The sequence below is a fragment of the Nocardioides sp. Leaf285 genome (genome assembly GCF_001422955.1).
Taxonomy (GTDB): domain Bacteria; phylum Actinomycetota; class Actinomycetes; order Propionibacteriales; family Nocardioidaceae; genus Nocardioides; species Nocardioides kribbensis.
Map to the genome: position 1 here is coordinate 688,633 of NZ_LMNH01000001.1, position 24,101 is coordinate 712,733.

Here is a 24,101-nt window from a genome sequence, read left to right on the forward strand (position 1 = left end):
CCCGGCGGGCCGACGGGGTCGCCTCAGTCGCGGGCGACGGCCGCGGTGACGGCGCCGGTCAGGGCGACGAGGTCGCCCGGGGTCAGGCCGAGGTCGAGCCCGCGCCGCCCGCCCGAGACGTAGACCACGGGGTGGGCGAGGGCGGAGACGTCGACCACGGTGGGCAGGCGCCGTCGCTGGCCCAGGGGGGAGATGCCCCCGACGACGTAGCCGGTGGACCGCTCGGCCGTCGCGGGGTCGGCCATGGCGGCGCGACTGCCGCCGACGGCGCGCGCGAGGGCCTTGAGGTCGAGGCGGCCCGAGACCGGCACCACCCCGACGACCAGTCGGCCGTCGACGTCGGCGAGCAGGGTCTTGAGCACGCAGGCCGGGTCGACCCCGAGGGCGCCGGCCGCCTCGAGCCCGAAGGACTCCGCGCGCGGGTCGTGCTCGTAGGGGTGCAGCGTGAAGGCCACGCCGGCGCGCGTCAGCGCCTGCGTCGCCGGGGTCGCGCCCGCGCCCTTCCTCGCCACCGCCGCGCTCCGTCGTACGGCGGCTAGTTGGGCGACCAGCGGGTGCGGGCGACCTCGGTGGCCGGCAGCGACGGGATGACGTTCATCGCGCGCAGCTCCGAGCGCAGCAGGTCGGTGACCATGACCAGCCGGCTGCCGGCGTCCTCGGCCTCGAGCAGCGCCTGCCGCTCCGGCATCGGCAGCGGAGCGCAGGCCGCGAGCGTCCACGACAGGTAGGACGGGTCGCGCGGCAGGCTGCCGGAGTAGGGGTCGGTGCGGATCTCGGAGAGCGCGGCGCGGTAGGCCGAGAAGGTCGCCCGGGCCCGCTCGAGCACGCCCTCGTCGACGGGGTCGGTGCCCTCGGGCACCGCGTGGACGTGACCCACGGGGAAGGTCTCGCCGCTCTCGAGGCGGTCGAGGCCGATGCGGTCGAGTCCGACGGCGACGACGTCGAAGGTGCCGTCGGGGTGGGCCTCCACCTCGGTCAGCTGCAGGCGCACACCGACCCGGTAGAGCGACTGGGCCCCGTGGTCGCCCACCTCGTAGCCCTCGCGGATGGCCACCGAGGCGAAGACCCGCTCCGCCGGGTCGGGCACCCGCAGCAGGTGGTGGACCAGGGCGCGGTAGCGGTCCTCGAAGACGGTCAGCGGCACGCTGACGCCGGGGAAGAGCACCGAGTTCAGCGGGAACATCGGCAGCGTGTCGGTCACGCTGACGACCCTAGACCCCCGGCCCGCACGCCGTGGCCCGGACGGGTGGGTCCGTGCAGGGTCCACGCGGGGTCGCCGGTTCGGGTTGCCGGCACCGGGGCTCGTAGGATTGACCCATGATTCGCCGGATCGACCTGCGAGGGACTGCCGCCGACGGCGCTGCCCCCGTCGACTACCGCGCCGCCGTGCCGCGCGCCGAGTTCGACGTCGAGGCCGCGATGCATGTCGTGCGCCCGATCTGCGACGCGGTGCGCGACCGTGGCGTCGAGGCGATCCTGGAGTTCTCCGAGACCTTCGACGGCGTCCGCAACGACGACATCGTCGTGCCCCCGGCGGCGCTGTCGCAGGCCCTCGAGGAGCTCGACCCGGCCGTCCGGGTCGCTCTGGAGGAGTCGATCCGCCGCCTGCGCGAGACGTGCGTCGCCGAGCTCGAGGAGGACACCTCGGTCGAGCTCGGACCCGGCGCACGGGTCAGCAAGCGGATGGTGCCGATCTCCCGGGTCGGCCTCTACGTGCCCGGCGGCATCGCCCCGCTGGTCTCCAGCGTGGTGATGAACGTCGTGCCCGCGCAGGTCGCCGGCGTCGAGTCCATCGCGCTGACCTCGAGCCCGCAGAAGGAGTTCGGCGGGCTGCCGCACCCCACGATCCTGGCCGCGTGCGCGCTGCTGGGCGTGGAGGAGGTCTACTCCGTCGGCGGCGCCCAGGCCGTGGCGATGTTCGCCCACGGCGCGGGCCCGTGCCGCCGCGTCGACCTGGTCACCGGACCGGGTGCGATCTACACCGTGGCCGCCAAGCGCCTGCTCAAGGGCATCGTCGGCATCGACTCCGAGGCCGGCCCGACCGAGATCGCGGTGCTGGCCGACGACACCGCGGAGCCGGCGTACGTCGCGGCCGACCTGCTGAGCCAGTCCGAGCACGACCCGATGGCCTCCAGCGTGCTGGTCACGACGTCGGTGCAGCTGGCCGACGAGGTCGAGGCCGAGCTCGACAAGCAGGTCTCGGTGACCCGCCACGCCGAGCGTATCCGCACCTCGCTGGGCGGGGAGCAGTCCGGCATCGTGCTGGTCGACGACCTCGAGCAGGGCCTCGCCGTCGTCAACGCCTACGGCGCGGAGCACCTGGAGATCCAGACCCGCGACGCCGCCGCCCTCGCGGCCCGGGTCCGCAACGCGGGCGCCATCTTCGTCGGCCCCCACGCACCGGTCTCGCTGGGCGACTACTGCGCCGGCTCCAACCACGTGCTGCCCACGGGCGGCTGCTCGTGCCACTCCTCGGGGCTCTCGGTACGCAGCTTCCTCAAGGCGGTGCACGTCGTCGACTACACCCGTGAGGGACTGGCCGCCGTGGCCGACCACGTCGTCAACCTCGCCGAGGCCGAGGACCTGCCCGGTCACGGCGCGGCGGTGCGGGTGCGCTTCGACCGCCCCCTCGCCGACGGGTAGGCGCCGGTGTTCCCGCCCCTGCGCGAGGAGCTGCGCGGCCTCGAGCCCTACGGCGCCCCGCAGCTCGACGTGCCCGTGCAGCTCAACGTCAACGAGAACCCCTACGGCCCCTCACCCGCGTGCGTGGCCGACATCGCCGACGCCGTGGCGACGGCGGCCGCGACGCTCAACCGCTACCCCGACCGCGAGTTCGTAGCGCTGCGCACCGCACTGGCCGACTACCTCGCCCGCGACACCCCCCACGGGATCGTGCCGGAGCAGGTGTGGGCCGCCAACGGGTCCAACGAGGTCATGCTGCAGCTGCTCCAGGCCTTCGGCGGCCCGGGGCGCACGGCGCTGAGCTTTGCCCCGACGTACTCGATGTACCCCGAGTACGCCCGCGACACGATGACCCGCTGGGTCGCGGGTCGCCGCGCCGAGGACTTCACCCTCGACCTCGACGCCGCCCGCGCCCTCGTCGAGTCCGAGCGCCCCAGCGTCGTGCTGCTGCCCAGCCCCAACAACCCCACCGGCACCGCGCTGCCGCCCGAGGCGGTCGCGCTGCTGTGCGAGGCCGTGGGCGAGGACGGCGTGCTCGTCGTCGACGAGGCCTACGGCGAGTTCCGCCGCACCGGCACGCCGAGCGCGCTCGAGCTGCTGCCGCACCACCGCAACCTGGTGGTCAGCCGCACCATGAGCAAGGCCTTCGCCGGGGCCGGTCTGCGGCTGGGCTACCTCGCCGCCGACCCGGCCATCTGCGACGCGATCCGCGTGGTGCGCCTGCCCTACCACCTCTCCTCGGTGACCCAGGCGACGGCGCTGGCCGCGCTGCGCCACACCGAGGAGCTGCTCGGCCAGGTCGACCGGCTGCGCGAGGAGCGCGACCGCACCGTCGCGTGGCTGCGTGCCCAGGGCCACCAGGTCGCCGACAGCGACGCCAACTTCTGCCTCTTCGGCACCTTCCCCGACCGTCACGCGGTCTGGCAGGGCCTGCTCGACCACGGGGTGCTCGTGCGCGAGGTCGGCCCCGAGGGCTGGCTGCGCGTGTCGATCGGCACCCCCGACGAGATGGCCGCCTTCCGCACCGCCCTCACCCAGGTGACCGGCCAGACGACCCCGCAGGCCCCCAAGGAGACGACATGAGCAGGACCGCACGCGTCGAGCGCCAGACCAGTGAGTCCTCGGTGCTCGTCGAGGTCGACCTCGACGGCACCGGGCGCCACGAGATCGCCACCGGCGTCGGCTTCTACGACCACATGCTCACCGCCTTCGCCCGTCACGCCCTGGTCGACCTGACCGTGCGCACGACCGGCGACGTGCACATCGACGCCCACCACACCGTCGAGGACACCGCGATCGCCCTGGGCCAGGCCCTGCGCCAGGCGCTCGGCGACAAGCGCGGCATCCGCCGCTTCGGCGACGCCACCGTGCCGCTCGACGAGGCGCTCGTGCAGGCCGTCGTCGACGTGTCGGGCCGCCCCTACTGCGTGCACACCGGCGAGCCCGAGGGCCAGCAGTACGTCGCGCTCGGCGGCTCCGGGGTCTCCTACCTCGGGTCGCTGACCCAGCACGTCTTCGAGACCCTCGCCTTCCACGGCCACCTCGCGCTGCACGTGCGGGTGCTGGCCGGGCGCGAGCCCCACCACCTGGTGGAGACCCAGTTCAAGGCCTTCGCCCGTGCCTTCCGCGACGCCGTCGCGCTCGACCCGCGCGAGACCGGCATCCCCTCCACCAAGGGTGCGCTCTGAGCGCCGCAGCGGGGGAGAGCGCCGGTCCGGTGACGGAGGGGGCGGACGGACCCGACGTGGTCGTCCTCGACTACGGCTCGGGCAACCTGCGCTCGGCCGTGCGCGCCGTCGAGCGCGCCGGGGCCCGCGTCACCCTGACCTCCGACTTCGAGACCGCGCTGCACGCCGACGGCCTCGTCGTGCCCGGCGTCGGCGCCTACGCCGCCTGCATGGCCGGCCTGCGCGAGATCAAGGGCGACCGGCTGATCGGGCGCCGCCTCGCCGGCGGACGCCCCGTGCTGGGCATCTGCGTGGGCATGCAGGTGCTGTTCGCCCGCGGCGTCGAGCACGGCGTCGAGACCGAGGGCTGCGACGAGTGGCCCGGCGTGGTCGAGCGGCTCCAGGCCCCGGTCGTGCCCCACATGGGCTGGAACACCGTCGAGGTCGCCGAGGGCAGCACGCTCTTCGCCGGACTCGCCGACGAGCGCTTCTACTTCGTGCACTCCTACGGCGTGCGCGAGTGGACCCTGGTCACCAACGACTGCACCACCGCACCCCGCGTCACCTGGGCCGAGCACGGCGGCGACCGCTTCGTCGCCGCCGTCGAGAACGGCCCGCTCACCGCCACGCAGTTCCACCCCGAGAAGTCCGGCGACGCCGGCGCGGCCCTGCTGCGCAACTGGGTCGCCACCCTCGGGCGCGGCTGAACCGCCCCCTCCTGCCGCCCCGCCCCCCGCCGCACCACCCCCTGCCGCCCCAGCCGCCCCAGCCGCCCCAGCCGACCCCAGCCCGCCGCCACGGTCCCGACGTACGCCGGGAGCGCGCCGACCCGAAGGAACCCTGATGTCCGACCACCTCGAGCTCCTCCCCGCCGTCGACATCGCCGGCGGCCAGGCCGTCCAACTGGTGCAGGGCGTCGCCGGCTCCGAGAAGCGCTTCGGCGACCCCGTCGAGGCGGCGCTGCGCTGGCAGGAGGCCGGCGCGGAGTGGATCCACCTCGTCGACCTCGACGCCGCCTTCGGGCGCGGGCACAACCGCGAGCTGCAGGCCCGCATCGTCGGCACCCTCGACATCGACGTGGAGATGAGCGGCGGCATCCGCGACGACGAGTCGCTGGCCGCCGCGATGGCCGCCGGCTGCCGCCGCGTCAACATCGGCACCGCCGCCCTCGAGCAGCCCGAGTGGTGCGCCCGGGCCATCGCCGAGCACGGTGACCGGGTCGCGGTCGGCCTCGACGTGCGCGGCCGTACCCTGGCGGCGCGCGGCTGGACCCAGGACGGCGGCGACCTCTACGACGTGCTGACCCGCCTCGACGCCGAGGGCTGCGCGCGCTACGTCGTCACCGACGTCAACAAGGACGGCATGCTCCAGGGCCCCAACCTGCAGCTGCTCCAGGACGTCTGCGCGGCCACCGACCGCCCGGTCGTCGCCTCCGGCGGCATCACCGAGCTGGCCGACCTCGAGGCCCTCATGGGCCTGGTCGGCAGCGGCGTCGAGGGCGCGATCATCGGCACCGCGCTCTACGAGGGCCGCTTCACCCTGGTCGACGCCCTGGCCCTGACCCGGCCGGGAGGCGTGTCGTGACCCTCGCGGTGCGGGTCATCCCGTGCCTCGACGTCGACGGCGGCCGGGTGGTCAAGGGCATCAACTTCACCGAGCTGCGCGACGCCGGGGACCCCGTCGAGCTGGCCCGCACCTACGACGCCGAGGGCGCCGACGAGCTGACCTTCCTCGACATCTCCGCCTCCCACGAGGGCCGCGCGACCACGATGGAGGTGGTCTCGCGCTGCGCCGAGGAGGTCTTCATCCCCCTCACCGTCGGCGGGGGAGTCTCCTCGACCGCTGACGTCGACCGGCTGCTGCGCGCCGGGGCCGACAAGGTCGCGGTCAACACCGCCGCCATCCGTCGCCCCGAGCTCGTCGCCGAGATCGCCGACCGCTTCGGCAACCAGGTGCTCGTGCTGTCGGTCGACGCCCGTCGCGCCGCCGGCACCGACTCGGGCTTCGAGGTCACCACCCACGGCGGGCGGCAGTCCTCGGGCCTCGACGCGCTGGCCTGGGCCGTGCGCGCCGCCGAGCTCGGCGCGGGCGAGATCCTGCTCAACGCCATGGACGCCGACGGCACGCAGGACGGCTTCGACCTCGACCTCATCGCCGCCGTGCGGCGCGAGGTGGCGATCCCGGTGATCGCCTCCGGCGGCGCCGGGCGCCTCGAGCACTTCGCCCCCGCCGTCGACGCCGGCGCCGACGCCGTGCTCGCCGCCACCGTGTTCCACTTCGGCACACTGCGCGTGGGCGAGGTCAAGAACGCGCTCGCCGCCACCGGTCACCCGGTGCGCTGAGACCCGGCGCCGGGCCCTGGCGCTGGGACCCGGCGCTGGGACCGGGGCGCTGGGACCGGGCGCTGGGACCCGGCGCTGGGACCCGGCGCTGGGACCGGGGCGCTGGGACCCGGCGCTGGGACCGGGGCGCTGGGACCGGGCGCTGGGACCGGGGCGCTGGGACCGGGCGCTGGGACCGGGCGCGGGGACCACGGCGCGGGGACCACGGCGCTGGACCGGGCGCGGGGGACCGGTCCGGCGTGCACGCCGCCCCGCCAGCCCCACCCGTCACACCGGTCGGCCCGGACCCGCACCTGTCGGCCGACGCGTGGGCCGACAGGTGCGGGTTTCACCAGCCGGCTGGTGAAACCCGCCGCCCGCCGCCAGCCCTCAGCAGGCGAACCCGGCAGCGCGGAACGCCGCGACCCGGTCGGGCGGGCCGTCGACGGTGACACCGCGGACCTGGTCGCGCCCCGAGAGCAGCAGGGCCAGCTCGACCGGGGCGCCGGTGACCACCACCGGGTCGGCGCCGGCGCGCAGCGTCGTACGACGCCCGGAGTCGGCGTCGCGGACCTGCACCGGCACACCGGCGGGGCGCACGAGCAGCCGCCCGAGGCCGCCGAGGGAGCCCCACACCACGGCGGCGTCGGCGGGCGCCAGGGCGCGCGGCTGCCAGCCGGGCTGCGCGCGCCGGACGTCCTCGTGGTGGATGAGGAACTCCAGGGTGTTCGCCACCCGCTCCACCGGCCGCAGGCGGTACGGCGTCAGCCCGGGGTCGCGCAGCCGCGCGACCAGCTGCGGCAGCGGCCGCCGGCGGGCGCGCGCGACGGCCCGGTCGGCTAGGCCCGCCAGCGGCGGCACCACCGCGCCGAGCGCCGCGACGGGGGAGGTCTCGCGCACCAGGCAGTGGGCGACGAGGTCGGCCACCGCCCACCCCTCGCACAGCGTGGGCGCCTCGGGGCCGAGCTCGAGGGCGAGGTCGCACAGGGCGTGGCGCTCGCGCCGGGCCAGCAGCAGGTCGCTCATACCCCGAGCCTAGGCAGCGGCACCCACCGCTCGCCCCGGGGTCGGGGGGAGACCGGGATTCGGGGCCTGTCGGCGCCCGGGAATAGCGTGCGTGACGCGGGAGGTTCTCCTGCGGCCCCCGAGCGCTCCCGCAGGTCCTGCGGAGCGCGGGGCCCCCGGCACCCGAGCGCAGGACGGACGGCACGTGACGCAGACCCAGGAGCGGATCGACCGCGACGCCGCCGAGATGGCCTCGTCGCGGGCCTCCACCACCCGCGACGGGTTCGGCGTGCTGCTCGTGGCCATCAAGCGCGAGCCGTGGATCTTCACGCTCTCCACCCTGGGCAGCGTGCTCTTCGGGGCGCTCACGGTCGCCGACGCCTGGGTGCTCGGCTGGTCGACCGACCACGTGGTGCTGCCGGCCTTCCGCGACGGCGAGATCGACGGCGGCCTGCTGTGGGCGATCCTCGGGCTCTTCGTCGCGGTGGCGATCCTGCGGGCGGTCGGGATCGTCGCGCGCCGCCTCGGCGCCGGGATCATGCAGTACCGCATGCAGGCCCACACCCGCCGTGCGGTGACGCGGCAGTACCTCCAGCTCCCGATGGAGTGGCACCAGCGCCACCCCACCGGCCAGCTGCTCTCCAACGCCAACTCCGACGTCGAGGCCGCGTGGGGCCCGATCGCGCCGCTGCCGATGGCGGTCGGCACCGTGGCGATGATGGTGATCGCGGTGGCCCAGATGCTGGTGGCCGACCTCGTGCTCGCGCTCGTCGGCCTCCTGGTCTTCCCCGCCGTGATCGCGGCCAACCTGGCCTACCAGCGCCTCGCCTCGCCCTTGATGACGCGCGCCCAGCAGCTGCGCGCCGAGGTCAGCGAGATCGCCCACGAGTCCTTCGACGGCGCGATGGTCGTCAAGACCCTGGGCCGCGAGCCCCAGGAGACCGAGCGCTTCGCGGCCAAGGCCCTGGAGCTGCGCGACGTCAACATCCGCGCCGGGCGCATCCGCGCGGCCTTCGACCCGACCCTGGCCGCGCTGCCCAACCTCGGCGTGCTCGTCGTGCTGGCCGTCGGCGTGCAGCGCGTGCTCACCGGGGCCACCGACGCCGGCGACGTGGTCACGGTGGCCTACCTGCTGACCATCGTGTCCTTCCCGATCCGCTCCATCGGCTGGCTGCTCGGGGAGTTCCCCCGCAGCGTGGTCGGCTTCCGTCGGGTCTCCTCGGTGCTCGACGCCACGGGCGAGATGGTCTACGGCGAGCACGCCGTCACGCCCGGGTCCGGCGCCGGCGGCGGCGCCCGCCTCGAGGTCGACGCGCTGGCCTACGCCTACGACCCGGCGCAGCAGCTGCTGCAGGACGTGTCCTTCACCGTGGAGCCCGGGCGCACCGTGGCCCTGGTCGGGGCCACCGCGTCGGGCAAGAGCACCCTCACCTCCCTGGTGACCCGTCTGGTCGACCCCGACGCCGGTCGGGTCCTCCTCGACGGCACCGACGTGCGCGACCTCGCCGCCGGCGAGCTGTCGCGGGCCGTCGCCGTGGTGCCGCAGACCGCCTTCCTCTTCGACGACACGGTGCGCGGCAACGTCGCCCTCGGCGACGACCTCGACGACGAGACCGTCTGGGAGGCGCTGCGCGCGGCGCAGGCCGACGGCTTCGTCGCGGCGCTGCCGCACGGCCTCGACACCCGCCTCGGCGAGCGCGGCACGTCGCTGTCCGGCGGGCAGCGCCAGCGGCTCTCGCTGGCCCGGGCCCTCGTGCGCCGGCCCCGCCTCATGGTGCTCGACGACGCGACCTCCGCGGTCGACCCCGAGGTCGAGGCCCGCATCCTCGCCGCCCTGCGCGAAGGCTCCGGGGGCGCGAGCCTCCTCGTCGTCGCCTACCGCAAGGCCACCATCGGCCTGGCCGACGAGGTCGTGCACCTCGAGGGCGGCCGGATCGTGGACCGCGGCACCCACCGCGAGCTCCTGGCCCGCAGTGCCTCCTACGCCCACCTGGTCAACGCCTACGAGACCGAGGACCACGCGCCCTCGGCCAGGACCGACCAGCCGACCGACCAGCCGACCGACGCCACCACCGGAGGCACCCCGTGAGCCGCACCGAGACCGACGCCGCCACCGGCCCCGGCGGTCCCGCGCGCGACGGGCGACCCGGCGCGGCCGGCCGCTCCGACGGGGCCGCCCGTGCCGACGCGCGCGCCGCGACGACCATGGACACCGGCGAGGAGATGAAGGCGCTGGAGACCATCCGGCGCGGCATCCACTTCTCACCCGAGCTCACCGACGGCATCCGCGGCACGCTGCTGCTCGCCGTCCTGGCCTCGGTCGGGCAGGTGATCGTGCCCATCGCGGTGCAGCAGACCCTCGACCGGGGGCTGGGCCGCGCCGGCGGGCCCGACGTGTCCTTCACCGTGTGGATGGGCGTCGCCGCCGCCCTCGCCCTGGTCGTCACCAGCTGGGCCTCCTACGCCATGACGTCGCGGCTGTTCACGACCTCCGAGCGGGGCCTGGCCACGCTGCGGGTCAAGGCCTTCCGTCACGTGCACGACCTGCCCCTGCTGACCCAGAACACCGAGCGACGCGGAGCGCTGGTCTCCCGCGTCACCAGCGACGTCGACCAGGTCAGCCAGTTCCTGGTCTTCGGCGGGCTGCTCTTCGTGGTGAGCGTCGGCCAGGTGCTCATCGCCACCATCGTGATGCTGTTCTACAGCTGGCAGCTCGCGCTGGTCGTGTGGGTCGCCTTCGCGCCCCTGTTCCTCTCGCTGCGCTTCTTCCAGCGCAAGCTCTCCGACGCCTACGGCACCGTGCGCCGCCAGGTCGGCCTGCTGCTCTCGGCCATCGCCGAGCCGGTGGTCGGCGCCGCGGTGGTGCGCTCCTACTCGGTGCAGTCACGCACCCAGCGCCGCATCGACGAGGCCATCGACGCCCACAAGGCGGCCAGCACCCGCGCCCAGGGCTTCACCGCCGTCTCCTTCTCCCTCGGCGGCATCTCCGCGGGCCTGGCCAACGCCGGCGTGCTCATCGTCGGGATCTGGCTGGGCTTCGCCGACGACATCACGGCCGGCGAGGTGCTCGCCTTCGCCTTCCTCGTCACCCTCTTCGTCGGCCCGGTCCAGCTCGGCACGCAGATCCTCACCGACGCCCAGAACGCCATCGCCGGCTGGCGCCGGGTCATCGGCATCCTCGACACGCCGGCCGACCTGGTCGACCCCGGTGCCGACGGCGTCGCGCTCCCGCGCGGCCCGATCGACGTGCGCTTCGACGACGTCACCTTCGCCTACCCCGGCGGGCAGCCCGTGCTGCGCGACGTCGACCTGGCCCTCGACGCCGGCACCCGCGTGGCGATCGTCGGCGAGACCGGCTCCGGCAAGTCCACCTTCGCCAAGCTGCTGACCCGCCTGATGGACCCCTCCGAGGGCCGGGTCCTCCTCGACGGCGTCGACGTACGCCGGATCGCCGAGGCCTCGCTGCGCAGCAGCGTGGTGCTCGTGCCGCAGGAGGGCTTCCTCTTCGACGACACGCTGCTGGCCAACGTCCGCTACGGCCGTCTCGACGCCACCGAGGCCGACGTGCTCGCCAGCGCCGACGAGCTCGGCCTCGGCGACTGGCTCGCGGGCCTGCCGCAGGGCCTGGCCACCCGGGTCGGGCAGCGCGGAGAGTCGCTGTCGGCCGGGGAGCGCCAGCTGGTGGCGCTGCTGCGGGCCCACCTGGCCGACCCCGACCTGCTGGTCCTCGACGAGGCCACCAGCGCGGTCGACCCCGCCTTGGAGATGCGCATCGGGCGCGCGCTCGAGCGGCTGATGAGCGGTCGCACGTCGGTGACCATCGCCCACCGTCTCTCCACCGCCGAGAACGCCGACGAGGTCGTGGTCGTCGACCGCGGTCGCGTGGTCCAGCGCGGCCCGCACGACCGGCTGGTCACCGAGGCCGGCTCGGTCTACGCCGGGCTGCACGCCTCCTGGGTCGCCCAGCAGGGCGCCTGAGCCCGGGTGGTCGGGGGCCGCACCTCGATGCGGTCCGGCGCCCGCCGCCGGGCGATACTGGGGTGGTGAGCACCCTCGATCCCGCCGTCGCCGCCCGCCTCAAGCGCACCCCCGACGGACTGGTGCCGGCGGTGGTGCAGCAGCACGACACCGGCGAGGTGCTGATGCTGGGCTGGATGGACGACGAGGCCCTGGCGCGCACGCTGAGCACCGGCCGGGCGACCTACTGGTCGCGCTCCCGGCAGGAGTACTGGGTCAAGGGCGACACCTCCGGGCACCTGCAGTGGGTGCGCGAGGTGCGCCTCGACTGCGACGGCGACACCCTCCTGCTCAAGGTCGACCAGGTCGGTGCCGCCTGCCACACCGGCGACCGCACCTGCTTCGACGCCGACCTGCTGCCCGCCGTCGTGGGTGAGCCCCGTGGCTGAGTCCACCGGTGGGCCCACCGGCGGGCCCACCGGCGCTGGCCCCGACGGGGACGCCGGCCGGAGCGCCGCGAGCACGCCGCAGCGCACCCGGGGTCGACGCCTCTTCGCCCCCGTGGTCCTGGCCGGCCTCGCCTCGGCCGGACTCGCGGCCGTGGCGGGAGCCCGGCCGTGGGTGCAGCCCGAGGGCGGGAGCGGGTCCGACGCGGCGATCGGCTACGCCGTCACCGGCACCGACCCGGGGGAGTCGCCGGTGGTGACCTCGCTGGCGCTGGTGCTGCTGGCCTGCTGGGGCGTCGTGCTCGTCGCCCGCGGGCGCGCCCGGCGCGTCGTCGCGGTGCTGGGGGCGCTCGCCTCGCTCGGTGCGCTCGTGGCGGCGGTCTCCGCCTGGCTGACCCTCGACGACGCGGTGGCCGACGCGCTCGGTCCGGCCGGCGGGGGCACCGAGCACACGTGGTGGTCCTACGTCGGCGTCCTGGCCTGCCTCGCCGCGGCCGGCGTCGCGCTGCCCGCCGTACGCCTGGTGCGGGAGTGGCCGGAGATGGGCACGCGCTACGACACCCCCCAGGGCGGCGCCGCCCCGACCCGGGTCTCCACCGAGGACGCCAGCAACCTCGACCTCTGGAAGGCCATCGACGAGGGACGCGACCCGACGGCCTGACCCGACGGCCCGACCCGGCGGCCCGACCCGGCGCCACGGCTCCCCGGCGTGATGCCGGCCTCGCCGGGCGCGGTGGCGCGGCGAGGCCCCCGACGCCGGTCGGGGACCCGCCCCTACACTGGGCCCGACGTCCTGCGACGAGATCCGACCGCACCCGCCGCACCCCGAGGAGCACCCGCATGTCCAACAACCACGGCAACACCCCCGCAGCCTGGAGCGCGGTCGTGGTGGGTCTCCTCGGCTTCGTCGTCGGCGGGATCGGGCTCATGCTCGACCCGGTCAGCATGACGATCTTCTACGTCGGCCTGGCCATCATCCTGGCCGCGGGCGTCGTCTTCCTCGTCATGGCCAAGATGGGTCTGCACGAGTCATCGCACTGACCGAGGCCGCCGCCCCGACCGGACCGCGCCCGCGGCCCGGTCGCGAGCGTGCCGCCCGGCTCGCGGCCCCCCTCGGGACCGCCGCCGGACTGGCCCTGGCGGTCGCCGCGCTGCACGTGCGCGACCCGCACCGCGCCGGCAGTTGGGGGCTGTGCCCCTCGTCGCTGCTGGGGATCTGGTGCCCCGGGTGCGGGGGGCTGCGCGCGGTCAACGACCTGACCCACGGCGACCTCGCGGCCGCCGCGTCGAGCAACCTGCTCCTCGTGCTGCTCGCCCCGGCATTGCTCGCGCTCCTGGCCGTGTGGACCGTACGCCGATGGCAGGCGCGCCCGCTGCGGGGCGCGGCGACGGTGCCGGGCTGGTCGGTCGGCGCACTCCTCGCGCTGGTCGCCGCCTTCACCGTGCTGCGCAACCTGCCCGGGGCGTGGCTGGCGCCCTGAGCCCGCCTGCTCCCGCCCCGCCAGGCGGAGCACCCACCGCCGCACGGGCACCACGACCGGCCACGACCCGCCACGATCCGCCACGACCGGCCACCACCGGCGGCGCCGCCCGACGCCGCCCGACGACACCCGACGCGGCGCCCCGTGACAGACTCGGGGTGCCGACCCAGACCGACGAAGGACCGCTCATGTCCGTGCTCGACGACATCGTCGACGGCGTGCGCGCCGACCTCGCCGTCCGCGAGGCCGCCACGCCCCTGGCCGACCTGCGCGCCGCCCTGGCCGACGTCGACGCGCCGCGCGACCCGATGCCGCACTTCCGCGCCGCCGGCTCGAGCGTGATCGCCGAGGTCAAGCGCCGCAGCCCCAGCAAGGGGGCGCTCGCCGACATCCCCGACCCCACCGTGCTGGCGCGCCACTATGCCGCCGGGGGAGCGGCCGCGATCAGCGTGCTCACCGAGGAGCGGCGCTTCGGCGGCAGCCTCGCCGACCTGCGGGCGGTGCGCGCGGCGGTCGGGACCCCGCTGCTGCGCAAGGACTTCATCGTCACGACCTACCAGCTCGTCGAGGCCCGTGCGGCCGGCGCCGACCTGGCGCTGCTCATCGTCGCCGCCCTCGACCACGACACGCTGCACCGTCTGCACGACGAGGCGCGCGAGCTGGGCCTCACCGTGCTGGTGGAGGTCCACGACGAGGCCGAGACCGAGCGGGCCGTGGAGCTGGGCGCCGAGCTCGTGGGCGTCAACGCCCGCAACCTCAAGACCCTCCAGATCGACAGCGACACCTTCGGGCGCCTCGCGCCGCTGGTGCCCGACGACCGGGTCCTCGTGGCCGAGTCGGGCATCTTCGGCGTCGAGGACGTCCGCCGCTTCGTCGGCGAGGGGGCCCGTGCGGTCCTCGTCGGCGAGGCCCTCGTCAAGGACGGCGACCCCGAGGCCGCCGTCCACCGCCTGACAGGAGTGATGGCATGACCACGCAGGTGCACCGGCCCACGTCCCACGACGCCGACGAGCGCGGCTGGTTCGGCGACCCCGCCGACGGCGGCTTCGGTGGTCGCTTCATGCCCGAGGCGCTCGTCGCGGCCCTCGACGAGCTCACCGTCGCCTGGCACGAGGCGATGGCCGACCCCACCTTCGTGGGGGAGTTCGACGCGATCCTGCGCGACTACGCCGGCCTGCCCAGCCCGCTCTACTTCGCCGAGCGCCTCAGCGAGAAGGTCGGCGCCCGGATCCTGCTCAAGCGCGAGGACCTCAACCACACCGGCGCCCACAAGATCCGCAACGTGCTGGGCCAGGCCCTGCTCACCAAGCGGATGGGCAAGACCCGCGTCATCGCCGAGACCGGCGCCGGCCAGCACGGCGTGGCCAGCGCGACCGCCGCGGCGTACTTCGGCCTGGACTGCACCGTCTACATGGGCGCCGTCGACACCCGCCGCCAGGCGCTCAACGTCGCGCGGATGCACCTGCTCGGCGCCAAGGTCGTGCCCGTGGAGTCGGGCAGCGCGACGCTGAAGGACGCCATCAACGAGGCCCTGCGCGACTGGGTCGCCAGCGTCGACCACACCGCCTACCTCTTCGGCACCGCCGCGGGGCCGCACCCGTTCCCCAGCATGGTGCGCGACTTCACCCGCGGCATCGGCGACGAGGCCCGTGCCCAGTGCCTGGAGCAGTACGGCGTCCTGCCCGACGCCATCGCGGCCTGCGTGGGCGGCGGCTCCAACGCGATCGGGCTCTTCACCGCCTTCCTCGACGACGACGACGTCGCCATCTACGGCTTCGAGCCCGGCGGCGAGGGCGTCGACACCCCCCGCCACGCCGCGACCATCCACGCCGGCGCCCGCGGCGTCCTCCACGGCGCGCGCACCTACGTGCTCCAGGACGACGACGGCCAGACCGTCGAGTCGCACTCCATCTCCGCCGGCCTGGACTACCCCGGCGTGGGCCCCCAGCACGCCCACCTCTCGGCGACGGGACGCGCGACCTACCTCCCGGTCACCGACGACGAGGCGATGCAGGCCATGGCCCTCCTCAGCCGCACCGAGGGCATCATCCCCGCCATCGAGACCGCCCACGCCGTGGCGGGCGCGATCCGCGTCGCCGAGCGGCTGGCGGCCGAGAAGGGACCCGAGGCCACCGTGCTGATCAACCTCTCGGGGCGCGGCGACAAGGACATGGGCACCGCGATCGAGTACTTCGGCCTCGGGGACCCCGAGCAGGTCGCGGCCCACCCCGTCGGCGGCTCGGCGGCCCACGCCGAGGGCCACGGCAGCGGCGAGGGGGAGCAGAAGTGAGCACGCCCGGCCCCTCCGCCGCGACCCCGGGAGCCGGCTCCAGCCCCCGGGTCGACGCACCCCCCACCACGGCCCGCGTGGCGGACGCCGCGGCCGCGGTCACCGGGTCGGGCGCTCCGGCCGGCACCACGGCCGGCTCCGCCTTCGCCGCGGCCCGCGCCGAGGGGCGCGCCGCCCTCGTGGGCTACCTGCCCGCCGGGTTCCCCGACGTGGCCGGCGGGATCGAGGCCCTGCGGGTCATGGTCGACTCCGGCTGCGACGTCATCGAGGTCGGCGCGCCCTACACCGACCCGGTCATGGACGGCCCCACCATCCAGGCCGCCGCCCAGCAGGCCCTCGAGCGCGGCTACCGCACCAGCGACGTCCTGCGCACGGTCGAGGCCGTCGCCGCCACCGGCGTGCCGACCGTGGTGATGACGTACTGGAACCCCGTCGAGCGCTACGGCGTGCCGCGCTTCGCCGCCGACCTCGCCTCGGCCGGCGGGGCCGGGCTGATCACCCCCGACCTCACCCCCGACTTCGCCCCGGAGTGGATCGCCGCCGCCGACCAGCACGGTCTCGACAAGGTCTTCCTCGTGGCGCCGTCGTCGACCGACGAGCGCATCGCGATGACCACCGCGGCGTGCCGCGGCTTCGTCTACGCCACCGCCGTCATGGGCGTGACCGGGGCCCGCACCACCACGAGCGACCTGGCCGGCCCCCTTGTGTCGCGCGCGCGCTCCCTGGCCCCCCAGGGCCTCCCGGTCGGCGTCGGCCTCGGCGTCGGCAGCGGCGACCAGGCCGCGGAGGTCGCCTCCTACGCCGACGGCGTCATCGTCGGCTCGGCGTTCGTGCGCACGCTGCTCGACCACCCCGACGACCGCGCGGCCGGCCTGCGGGCGCTGGCCGCCCTCACCGAGGACCTGGCCGGGGGAGTGCGTCGTGGTCGCTGACCTCCTGCCGCAGCTCGCGGCCACCGGCGTGCCGTGGTCGATCCCGAGCCCGGCCGACGGCACCTGGGACCTCGGCCCCGTGCCGATCCGGGGCTACGCCCTGTCGATCATCCTCGGCATCGTCGCCGCGATCTGGATCGGCGAGCGCCGCTGGGTGGCCCGCGGCGGGCGAGCCGGCGAGATCCAGGACCTCGCGATCTGGGCGGTGCCCTTCGGCCTCGTCGGCGGCCGGCTCTACCACGTCGCCACCGACAGCGGGCTCTACTTCGGCGAGGGCCGCGACCCGTGGGCCGCGCTCTACATCTGGAACGGCGGCCTGGGCGTGTGGGGCGCGGTCGCCCTGGGCGCGGTCGGCGTGCTGATCGGCGCCCGCGTCGCCGGCATCAGGCTGCTCCCCGTGCTCGACGCCATGGCGCCCGGGGTGCTGGTGGCCCAGGCCCTCGGCCGCTGGGGCAACTGGTTCAACCAGGAGCTCTTCGGCGGACCGACCGACCTGCCCTGGGCGCTGCGCGTCAGCGACGACGTGGCTGCCGCCGCGGGCTACGCGCCGGGCACGACCTTCCACCCCACGTTCCTCTACGAGTTCGTCTGGAACCTGCTGGCCTTCGCGCTCGTCATCTGGGCCGACCGCCGCTTCCGGCTCGGCCACGGCCGGGTGGTCGCCCTCTACGTCATGGCCTACACCGCCGGGCGCGGCTGGATCGAGATGCTGCGCATCGACGACGTCGAGCTCTCCGACGTGGGCGGCCTGCGCTTCAACGTCTGGGTCTCGATCGTGCTCTTCGTCCTCGCGCTGGCCTACTTCGTGCTCAGCGCCCGGCGTCACCCGGGACGCGAGGAGGAGGTCTACCTCGACGGCCGCGGTCCGGACGCCGCCACCGGCACCGGCACCGGCACCGACACCGGCACCGGCACCGGCAGGTCCGCCCCCTCCGGCCCCGCCGGCCCGGCGGGGGAGGCCCCCGGCACCCGGGTCGACGACCCGCCGGGCGCCCGCTGACCCGTCTCACCTGACGTACGCCGCAGCGCTGCCGGCCGGGTGCCGCGAAACGCAGTGGTAACCTGAGCCTGCCGCGAGGGCCAGCGTCGTCCCCTCCACCGCGGTCCCTGGAGCCTCGTAGGATCACCGTGCCGGCCGCGTCCGGCACGACCCTCGCTCGACACCCGCTCCACCCCCTGCCCCACCCCCGGCCGCCTCCTCAGCCCCACCACCTCGGACCTTCCCGGCCCGGTGTGCGTCGAGGAGTCCGGCTCAGACGACGACGGGAGAACGACCGGTGCCCTACCAGCACGCATTCCCGCCGCCCCAAGGGCTCTACGACCCCGCGCACGAGCACGACGCGTGCGGTGTGGCTTTCGTGGCAACCCTGACCGGCGTCGCCAGCCATGACATCGTCCGCAAGGGCATCATCGCCCTGCTGAACCTCGACCACCGTGGTGCCGCCGGTGCCGAGCCGAACTCCGGCGACGGTGCGGGCATCCTGATCCAGGTGCCCGACGCGTTCCTGCGCGAGGTGGTCGACTTCGAGCTGCCGCCGCAGCACGCCTACGCCGTCGGCACGGCCTTCCTGCAGGGTGACGGCGACCAGGTCGCGGCCACCCGCGCCGCGATCGAGGCCATCGCCGCCGAGGAGGGCCTCGACGTCCTCGGCTGGCGCGACGTGCCGGTCGACCCCACCTCGCTGGGCTCCACCGCCCGCGGGGTCATGCCGACCTTCGCGCAGCTCTTCGTGGCCGGTGCCGGCGCCCGCGTGACCGGCATGGGCCTGGAGCGCCTCGCCTTCGTGCTGCGCAAGCGCGCCGAGCACGAGACCGACGTCTACTTCCCGTCGCTGTCCTCGCGCACGCTGGCCTACAAGGGCATGCTCACCCCGGCGCAGCTCGACGAGGTCTACCCCGACCTCAAGGACGAGCGCGTCGCCTCGGCGATGGCCGTGGTGCACTCGCGCTTCTCCACCAACACCTTCCCGAGCTGGCCGCTGTCGCACCCGTTCCGGTTCATCGCCCACAACGGCGAGATCAACACCGTGATGGGCAACCGCAACTGGATGCGCGCGCGCGAGGCCCTGCTGTCCTCCGACCTCATCCCGGGCGACCTCGAGCGGCTCTACCCGATCTGCACGCCGGGCGCCTCCGACTCCGCGTCGTTCGACGAGGTGCTCGAGCTGCTGCACATGGGCGGCCGTTCGCTGCCCCACTCGGTGCTGATGATGATCCCGGAGGCGTGGGAGAACCACACCGAGATGGACGAGGCGCGCCGCGCCTTCTACTCCTTCCACTCCAACATGATGGAGCCGTGGGACGGGCCCGCCTGCGTCGTCTTCACCGACGGCTCGCAGATCGGCGCGGTGCTCGACCGCAACGGCCTGCGCCCCTCGCGCTACTGGGTCACCGACGACGGCCTGGTCGTCCTGGCCTCCGAGGTCGGCGTGCTCGACCTCGACCCCGCCTCGATCGTGCGCAAGGGCCGGCTCCAGCCGGGCCGGATGTTCCTCGTCGACACCGACGAGCACCGCATCATCGAGGACGAGGAGATCAAGGCCGAGCTCGCCGCCGAGCACCCCTACGACGAGTGGCTCCACGCCGGCCTCATCCACCTCGACGACATCCCCGAGCGCGAGCACGTCGTGCACACCCACGCCTCGGTGACGCGTCGCCAGCAGGTCTTCGGCTACACCGAGGAGCAGCTGCGCGTGCTGCTGACGCCGATGGCCAACACCGGCGCCGAGCCGATCGGCTCCATGGGCACCGACACCCCCATCGCGGCGCTGAGCGAGAAGCCGCGGCTGCTCTTCGACTACTTCGCGCAGCTCTTCGCGCAGGTCACCAACCCGCCGCTCGACGCGATCCGCGAGGAGCTCGTCACCTCCCTCAACGGCACCATCGGCCCGGAGTCGAACCTCCTCGACCCCACGCCGGCCTCCTGCCGGCAGGTCGTGCTGCCCTTCCCGGTCATCTCCAACGACGACCTGGCCAAGATCCGCCACATCAACCGTGACGGCGACATGCCGGGCTTCATCACCCACGTCTCCCGCGGCCTCTACGAGGTCGAGGGCGGCGGCGCCGCGATGGCCGCGCGGATCGAGGAGATCTGCCAGGAGGTCAGCACCGCGATCGCCGACGGCGCCCGCATCATCGTGCTCTCCGACCGCCACTCCACCGCCGAGCTCGCGCCGATCCCGTCGCTGCTGCTCACCGGCGCGGTCCACCACCACCTGGTGCGCGAGAAGACCCGCACCCAGGTCGGCCTGCTCGTCGAGGCCGGCGACGTCCGCGAGGTCCACCACGTGGCGCTCCTGGTCGGCTACGGCGCGGCCGCGGTCAACCCCTACCTGGCCATGGAGTCGGTCGAGGACCTCGCCCGCGAGGGCTACTACGTCACCGCCGACCCCGAGAAGGCCATGGCCAACCTGGTCAAGGCCCTCGGCAAGGGCGTGCTCAAGGTGATGTCGAAGATGGGCGTCTCCACCGTCGCCTCCTACACCGGCGCGCAGATCTTCGAGGCCGTCGGGCTCTCGCAGGCCGTGGTCGACAAGTACTTCACCGGCACGACCTCCAAGCTCGGCGGCATCGAGCTGGACACCATCGCCGAGGAGGTCGCGCGCCGGCACGCCACGGCGTACCCGCGCGGCGGCATCCTCCAGGCCCACCGCGAGCTGGAGACCGGTGGGGAGTACCAGTGGCGCCGCGACGGCGAGCCGCACCTGTTCGACCCCGAGACGGTCTTCCGCCTCCAGCACTCCACGCGGGCCGGTCGCTACGACGTCTTCAAGCAGTACACCCAGCGCGTCGACGAGCAGGCCGAGCGCCTGATGACGCTGCGCGGGCTGTTCCGCTTCAAGGACGGCGGGGCCACCGGACGCACCCCGGTGCCGATCGAGGAGGTCGAGCCGGTCTCGGAGATCGTCAAGCGCTTCTCCACCGGCGCGATGTCCTACGGCTCGATCAGCGGGGAGGCCCACGAGACCCTCGCCATCGCGATGAACCGCCTCGGCGGCAAGTCCAACACCGGCGAGGGCGGCGAGGACCCCGAGCGCCTCTACGACCCCGAGCGCCGCAGCTCGATCAAGCAGGTCGCCAGCGGCCGCTTCGGGGTGACCTCGGAGTACCTCACCAACGCCGACGACATCCAGATCAAGATGGCGCAGGGCGCGAAGCCCGGCGAGGGCGGGCAGCTGCCCGGCCACAAGGTCTACCCGTGGGTGGCCAAGACCCGCTACTCCACGCCGGGCGTGGGCCTCATCAGCCCGCCGCCGCACCACGACATCTACTCCATCGAGGACCTCGCCCAGCTGATCCACGACCTGAAGAACGCCAACCCGCAGGCGCGGGTGCACGTGAAGCTGGTCTCCGAGGTCGGCGTCGGCACGGTCGCGACGGGTGTGTCGAAGGCGCACGCCGACGTGGTGCTCATCTCCGGCCACGACGGCGGCACCGGCGCCTCGCCGCTGACCTCGCTCAAGCACGCCGGCGGTCCCTGGGAGCTCGGCCTGGCCGAGACCCAGCAGACCCTGCTGCTCAACGGTCTGCGCGACCGGATCGTCGTGCAGACCGACGGGCAGCTCAAGACCGGTCGCGACGTGGTCATCGCCGCCCTGCTGGGCGCCGAGGAGTACGGCTTCGCCACCGCGCCGCTGGTGGTCTCGGGCTGCATCATGATGCGGGTCTGCCACCTCGACACCTGCCCGGTCGGCGTCGCGACGCAGAACCCCGTGCTGCGCGAGCGCTTCTCGGGCAAGCCGGAGTTCGTGGTGACCTTCTTCGAGTACATCGCCGAGGAGGTGCGCGAGATCCTCGCCGAGCTGGGCTTCCGCTCGCTCGACGAGGCCATCGGCCAGGTCGCCACGCTCGACGTCGAGCAGGCGGTGGAGCACTGGAAGGCCTCGGGTCTCGACCTGGCGCCGATCCTCCACGTGCCCGAGCTGCCCGAGGGCGCCGCGCTGCGCAACACCACCGGTCAGGACCACGGCCTCGACAAGGCGCTCGACGTCATCGAGCTGCTGCCGCTGGCCGAGCCGGCGCTGGAGCGCGGCGAGCCCGTGCGCGCCCAGGTCACGATCCGCAACGTCAACCGCACCGTCGGCACGATCCTGGGCCACGAGGTCACCAAGCGCCACGGTGGCGAGGGGCTGCCCGACGGCACGATCGACCTGACCTTCCTGGGGTCGGCCGGCCAGTCCTTCGGCGCGTTCCTGCCCCGCGGGGTCACGCTGCGGCTGGAGGGCGACGCCAACGACTACGTCGGCAAGGGCCTCTCCGGCGGGCGGATCGTGGTGCGGCCCGACCGCGCGGCGACCTTCCGCTCGCAGGAGCAGATCATCGCCGGCAACACGATCGCCTACGGCGCCACCTCGGGCCAGGTCTACATCCGCGGCGGCGTCGGCGAGCGCTTCGCCGTGCGCAACTCGGGGGCCTGGCTGGTCACCGAGGGCGTGGGCGACCACGCCTGCGAGTACATGACCGGAGGGCGCGTGGCCGTGCTGGGCAAGACCGGGCGCAACTTCGCCGCCGGCATGTCCGGCGGCGTGGCCTGGGTGCTCGACCTCAAGGACTTCCGGGTCAACAAGGAGCTCGTGGAGCTCGGCCCGGTGACCGACGAGGCGGCCGCGGAGCTGCACGAGATGGTCCGCGCCCACCACGAGGAGACCGGGTCGGAGGTGGCCGAGGAGCTGCTCGCCGACTGGGAGACCTCCCTGACCCGCTTCACCGAGGTCATGCCGCGCGACTACCGGATCGTCCTGGAGGCCAAGGCGAAGGCCGAGGCCGACGGGCTCGACGAGAACGACACCGCCAACGCGATGATGGAGGCCCTCCATGGCTGACCCGAAGGGATTCCTCAAGGAGGGGCGCAAGGTCGCGGAGCGACGCCCTGTCGAGGAGCGTGTGCACGACTGGAACGAGGTCTACCCCGACGGGATCGGCCGTGCGCTGCTGCCGATTATCACGCCCCAGGCCGGACGCTGCATGGACTGCGGCATCCCGTTCTGCCACCAGGGCTGCCCGCTGGGCAACATCATCCCGGAGTGGAACGACCTGGTCTGGCGCGACGACTGGGAGGGCGCCATCGAGCGTCTCCACGCGACCAACAACTTCCCGGAGTTCACTGGTCGCCTCTGCCCGGCTCCCTGCGAGACCGCCTGCGTGCTGGGCATCAACCAGGACCCCGTGACGATCAAGAACGTCGAGGTCTCGATCATCGACAAGGCCTGGGAGTCGGGCTTCGTGCGGCCCCAGCCCCCGGAGTGGCTCTCGGGCCGCACGGTCGCGGTCGTCGGCTCGGGCCCCGCAGGCCTGGCCGCCGCCCAGCAGCTCACCCGGGCCGGCCACACGGTCGCGGTCTACGAGCGCGCCGACAAGATCGGCGGGCTGCTGCGCTACGGCATCCCCGAGTTCAAGATGGAGAAGAAGCACCTCGACCGTCGCCTCGACCAGATGCGGCGCGAGGGCACCGTCTTCCGGCCCGGGGTCGACGTGGGCGGCGAGCTCACCGGCGAGAAGCTCAAGGACCGCTACGACGCGGTCGTGCTCGCGATGGGCTCGACCACCGCGCGCGAGCTCGACGTGCCGGGCCGCGATCTCGACGGCATCCACCAGGCCATGGACTTCCTGCCCCAGGCCAACCGTGCCGCGCTGGGGGAGGAGGTCGAGGGCCAGGTCACCGCGACCGACAAGCACGTCGTCATCATCGGCGGCGGCGACACCGGCGCCGACTGCCTCGGCACCTCGACGCGTCACGGCGCGGCCTCGATCACGCAGCTGGAGATCATGCCGGAGCCCCCGGGGGCACGGCCGAGCGGCCAGCCGTGGCCGACCTACCCGATGACGTTCAAGGTGTCCTCGGCCCACGAGGAGGCCGGCGAGCGGGTCTACTCGGTCTCCACGAAGCGCTTCGTCGGCACCGAGGGGCGCGTCACCGGCCTGGTGCTGGTCGACGTCGTCTTCGAGGGCGGCAAGCTCACCGAGATCGAGGGCACCGAGCGCGAGATCCCGGCCGACCTGGTGCTCTTCGCGATGGGCTTCACCGGCCCGGAAACCGCCGGCCTCGTCGAGCAGCTGGGCGTCGACCTCGACCAGCGCGGCAACGTCGCGCGCGACGCGTCGTACATGTCCTCGGTGCCGGGGGTCTTCGTGGCCGGCGACGCCGGTCGCGGCCAGTCGCTCATCGTGTGGGCCATCGCGGAGGGCCGCGCGGCCGCCTCGAAGGTCGACGAGTTCCTGACCGGCTCGACCACGCTGCCGGCCCCGGTGAAGCCCACCGACCGGCCACTGACGGTCTGACCGCCGCCGCTGCGCGCGACACGCCGGCGGGAGCCCCTCGAG

General features: G+C 74.3%; 21 protein-coding genes. 18 read left to right on the plus strand and 3 right to left on the minus strand.

Annotated elements, in window-relative coordinates; genetic code table 11:
- Positions 1-23: 23 nt before the first annotated feature.
- Both ybaK and ASF47_RS03230 read right to left on the minus strand, forming a co-directional pair.
- Positions 24-512 (minus strand): Cys-tRNA(Pro) deacylase, encoded by a 489-nt coding sequence (gene ybaK / locus ASF47_RS03225; protein ID WP_056862517.1) that lies wholly within the window; start codon positions 510-512, stop codon positions 24-26.
- 23 nt (positions 513-535) lie between these two features.
- Positions 536-1,201: an LON peptidase substrate-binding domain-containing protein gene (locus tag ASF47_RS03230; RefSeq protein ID WP_056862518.1), complete on the minus strand. Its 666-nt coding sequence runs from the start codon at positions 1,199-1,201 to the stop codon at positions 536-538.
- Positions 1,202-1,317: 116 nt separating this feature from the next.
- On the opposite strand from ASF47_RS03230, the gene hisD reads away from it, so the two are divergent.
- The 6 genes from hisD (at position 1,318) to hisF (ending at position 6,691) form a co-directional block, all read left to right on the plus strand.
- Positions 1,318-2,643: a histidinol dehydrogenase gene (gene hisD, locus ASF47_RS03235; RefSeq protein WP_056862519.1), complete on the plus strand. Its 1,326-nt coding sequence runs from the start codon at positions 1,318-1,320 to the stop codon at positions 2,641-2,643.
- Positions 2,644-2,649: 6 nt separating this feature from the next.
- Entirely contained in the window at positions 2,650-3,765 is a 1,116-nt protein-coding gene (locus ASF47_RS03240) for a histidinol-phosphate transaminase (protein ID WP_056862520.1), read from the plus strand.
- Positions 3,762-4,370, plus strand: a complete 609-nt coding sequence (hisB, locus tag ASF47_RS03245) for an imidazoleglycerol-phosphate dehydratase HisB (protein ID WP_056862521.1) — start codon at positions 3,762-3,764, stop codon at positions 4,368-4,370. The genes ASF47_RS03240 and hisB overlap by 4 nt, the downstream gene beginning before the upstream one ends.
- Positions 4,371-4,399: 29 nt before the next feature.
- On the plus strand, positions 4,400-5,056 hold the full coding sequence (gene hisH, locus ASF47_RS03250; RefSeq protein ID WP_235558602.1) for an imidazole glycerol phosphate synthase subunit HisH: 657 nt from the start codon (positions 4,400-4,402) through the stop codon (positions 5,054-5,056).
- A 136-nt stretch (positions 5,057-5,192) separates the two neighbouring features.
- On the plus strand, positions 5,193-5,933 hold the full coding sequence (gene priA / locus ASF47_RS03255) for a bifunctional 1-(5-phosphoribosyl)-5-((5-phosphoribosylamino)methylideneamino)imidazole-4-carboxamide isomerase/phosphoribosylanthranilate isomerase PriA (protein ID WP_056862522.1): 741 nt from the start codon (positions 5,193-5,195) through the stop codon (positions 5,931-5,933).
- Positions 5,930-6,691 (plus strand): imidazole glycerol phosphate synthase subunit HisF, encoded by a 762-nt coding sequence (gene hisF, locus ASF47_RS03260; protein WP_056862523.1) that lies wholly within the window; start codon positions 5,930-5,932, stop codon positions 6,689-6,691. Before priA ends, hisF begins: the two co-directional genes overlap by 4 nt.
- A 369-nt stretch (positions 6,692-7,060) precedes the next feature.
- On the opposite strand, the gene ASF47_RS03265 is transcribed toward hisF, so the two are convergent.
- Complete coding sequence (locus ASF47_RS03265; RefSeq protein WP_056862524.1) at positions 7,061-7,696, minus strand: TIGR03085 family metal-binding protein; 636 nt, start codon at positions 7,694-7,696, stop codon at positions 7,061-7,063.
- 184 nt (positions 7,697-7,880) lie between these two features.
- Here ASF47_RS03265 and ASF47_RS03270 point away from each other — a divergent pair, with 184 nt between their 5' ends.
- From ASF47_RS03270 to ASF47_RS03325, 12 genes are all read left to right on the plus strand, one after another.
- Entirely contained in the window at positions 7,881-9,764 is a 1,884-nt protein-coding gene (locus tag ASF47_RS03270) for an ABC transporter ATP-binding protein (protein WP_327138649.1), read from the plus strand.
- A complete protein-coding gene (locus ASF47_RS03275; protein ID WP_324251267.1) occupies positions 9,761-11,653 on the plus strand; it encodes an ABC transporter ATP-binding protein in 1,893 nt (630 codons plus the stop codon). The genes ASF47_RS03270 and ASF47_RS03275 overlap by 4 nt, the downstream gene beginning before the upstream one ends.
- 65 nt (positions 11,654-11,718) lie before the next feature.
- On the plus strand, positions 11,719-12,081 hold the full coding sequence (hisI, locus tag ASF47_RS03280; protein WP_056862944.1) for a phosphoribosyl-AMP cyclohydrolase: 363 nt from the start codon (positions 11,719-11,721) through the stop codon (positions 12,079-12,081).
- Positions 12,074-12,739, plus strand: a complete 666-nt coding sequence (locus tag ASF47_RS03285) for a Trp biosynthesis-associated membrane protein (protein ID WP_056862525.1) — start codon at positions 12,074-12,076, stop codon at positions 12,737-12,739. Before hisI ends, ASF47_RS03285 begins: the two co-directional genes overlap by 8 nt.
- Before the next feature lie 179 nt (positions 12,740-12,918).
- The gene (locus ASF47_RS03290) at positions 12,919-13,119 is read left to right on the plus strand and encodes an HGxxPAAW family protein (protein WP_056862526.1); all 201 of its coding nucleotides are present in this window, start codon (positions 12,919-12,921) and stop codon (positions 13,117-13,119) included.
- A 116-nt stretch (positions 13,120-13,235) separates the two neighbouring features.
- Entirely contained in the window at positions 13,236-13,559 is a 324-nt protein-coding gene (locus tag ASF47_RS03295) for a DUF2752 domain-containing protein (protein WP_200918926.1), read from the plus strand.
- A 188-nt stretch (positions 13,560-13,747) separates the two neighbouring features.
- Positions 13,748-14,530, plus strand: a complete 783-nt coding sequence (gene trpC, locus ASF47_RS03300) for an indole-3-glycerol phosphate synthase TrpC (RefSeq protein ID WP_056862528.1) — start codon at positions 13,748-13,750, stop codon at positions 14,528-14,530.
- On the plus strand, positions 14,527-15,849 hold the full coding sequence (gene trpB, locus ASF47_RS03305; RefSeq protein WP_082499940.1) for a tryptophan synthase subunit beta: 1,323 nt from the start codon (positions 14,527-14,529) through the stop codon (positions 15,847-15,849). Before trpC ends, trpB begins: the two co-directional genes overlap by 4 nt.
- Positions 15,850-15,926: 77 nt before the next feature.
- Positions 15,927-16,781, plus strand: coding sequence for a tryptophan synthase subunit alpha (trpA, locus tag ASF47_RS03310; RefSeq protein ID WP_056862945.1), 855 nt, complete (start codon positions 15,927-15,929; stop codon positions 16,779-16,781).
- Complete coding sequence (lgt, locus tag ASF47_RS03315; RefSeq protein WP_235558603.1) at positions 16,771-17,781, plus strand: prolipoprotein diacylglyceryl transferase; 1,011 nt, start codon at positions 16,771-16,773, stop codon at positions 17,779-17,781. The genes trpA and lgt overlap by 11 nt, the downstream gene beginning before the upstream one ends.
- Before the next feature lie 277 nt (positions 17,782-18,058).
- Positions 18,059-22,603 (plus strand): glutamate synthase large subunit, encoded by a 4,545-nt coding sequence (gene gltB / locus ASF47_RS03320; protein WP_056862529.1) that lies wholly within the window; start codon positions 18,059-18,061, stop codon positions 22,601-22,603.
- Positions 22,596-24,059 carry a glutamate synthase subunit beta gene (locus ASF47_RS03325; protein ID WP_056862530.1) on the plus strand — a complete coding sequence of 488 codons (1,464 nt, stop codon included), beginning with the start codon at positions 22,596-22,598 and terminating at the stop codon, positions 24,057-24,059. The genes gltB and ASF47_RS03325 overlap by 8 nt, the downstream gene beginning before the upstream one ends.
- The last annotated feature ends 42 nt before the right edge of the window (positions 24,060-24,101 follow it).

What these genes read in the sequence shown, in the direction of transcription:
- ASF47_RS03290 (WP_056862526.1), top strand. Translation starts at nt 12,919, where the DNA reads ATGTCCAACAACCACGGCAACACCCCCGCAGCCTGGAGCGCGGTCGTG.
- priA (WP_056862522.1), top strand. Translation starts at nt 5,193, where the DNA reads ATGTCCGACCACCTCGAGCTCCTCCCCGCCGTCGACATCGCCGGCGGC.
- hisD (WP_056862519.1), top strand. Translation starts at nt 1,318, where the DNA reads ATGATTCGCCGGATCGACCTGCGAGGGACTGCCGCCGACGGCGCTGCC.
- trpB (WP_082499940.1), top strand. Translation starts at nt 14,527, where the DNA reads ATGACCACGCAGGTGCACCGGCCCACGTCCCACGACGCCGACGAGCGC.
- trpC (WP_056862528.1), top strand. Translation starts at nt 13,748, where the DNA reads ATGTCCGTGCTCGACGACATCGTCGACGGCGTGCGCGCCGACCTCGCC.
- ASF47_RS03265 (WP_056862524.1), bottom strand. Translation starts at nt 7,696, where the DNA reads ATGAGCGACCTGCTGCTGGCCCGGCGCGAGCGCCACGCCCTGTGCGAC.
- ASF47_RS03325 (WP_056862530.1), top strand. Translation starts at nt 22,596, where the DNA reads ATGGCTGACCCGAAGGGATTCCTCAAGGAGGGGCGCAAGGTCGCGGAG.
- hisB (WP_056862521.1), top strand. Translation starts at nt 3,762, where the DNA reads ATGAGCAGGACCGCACGCGTCGAGCGCCAGACCAGTGAGTCCTCGGTG.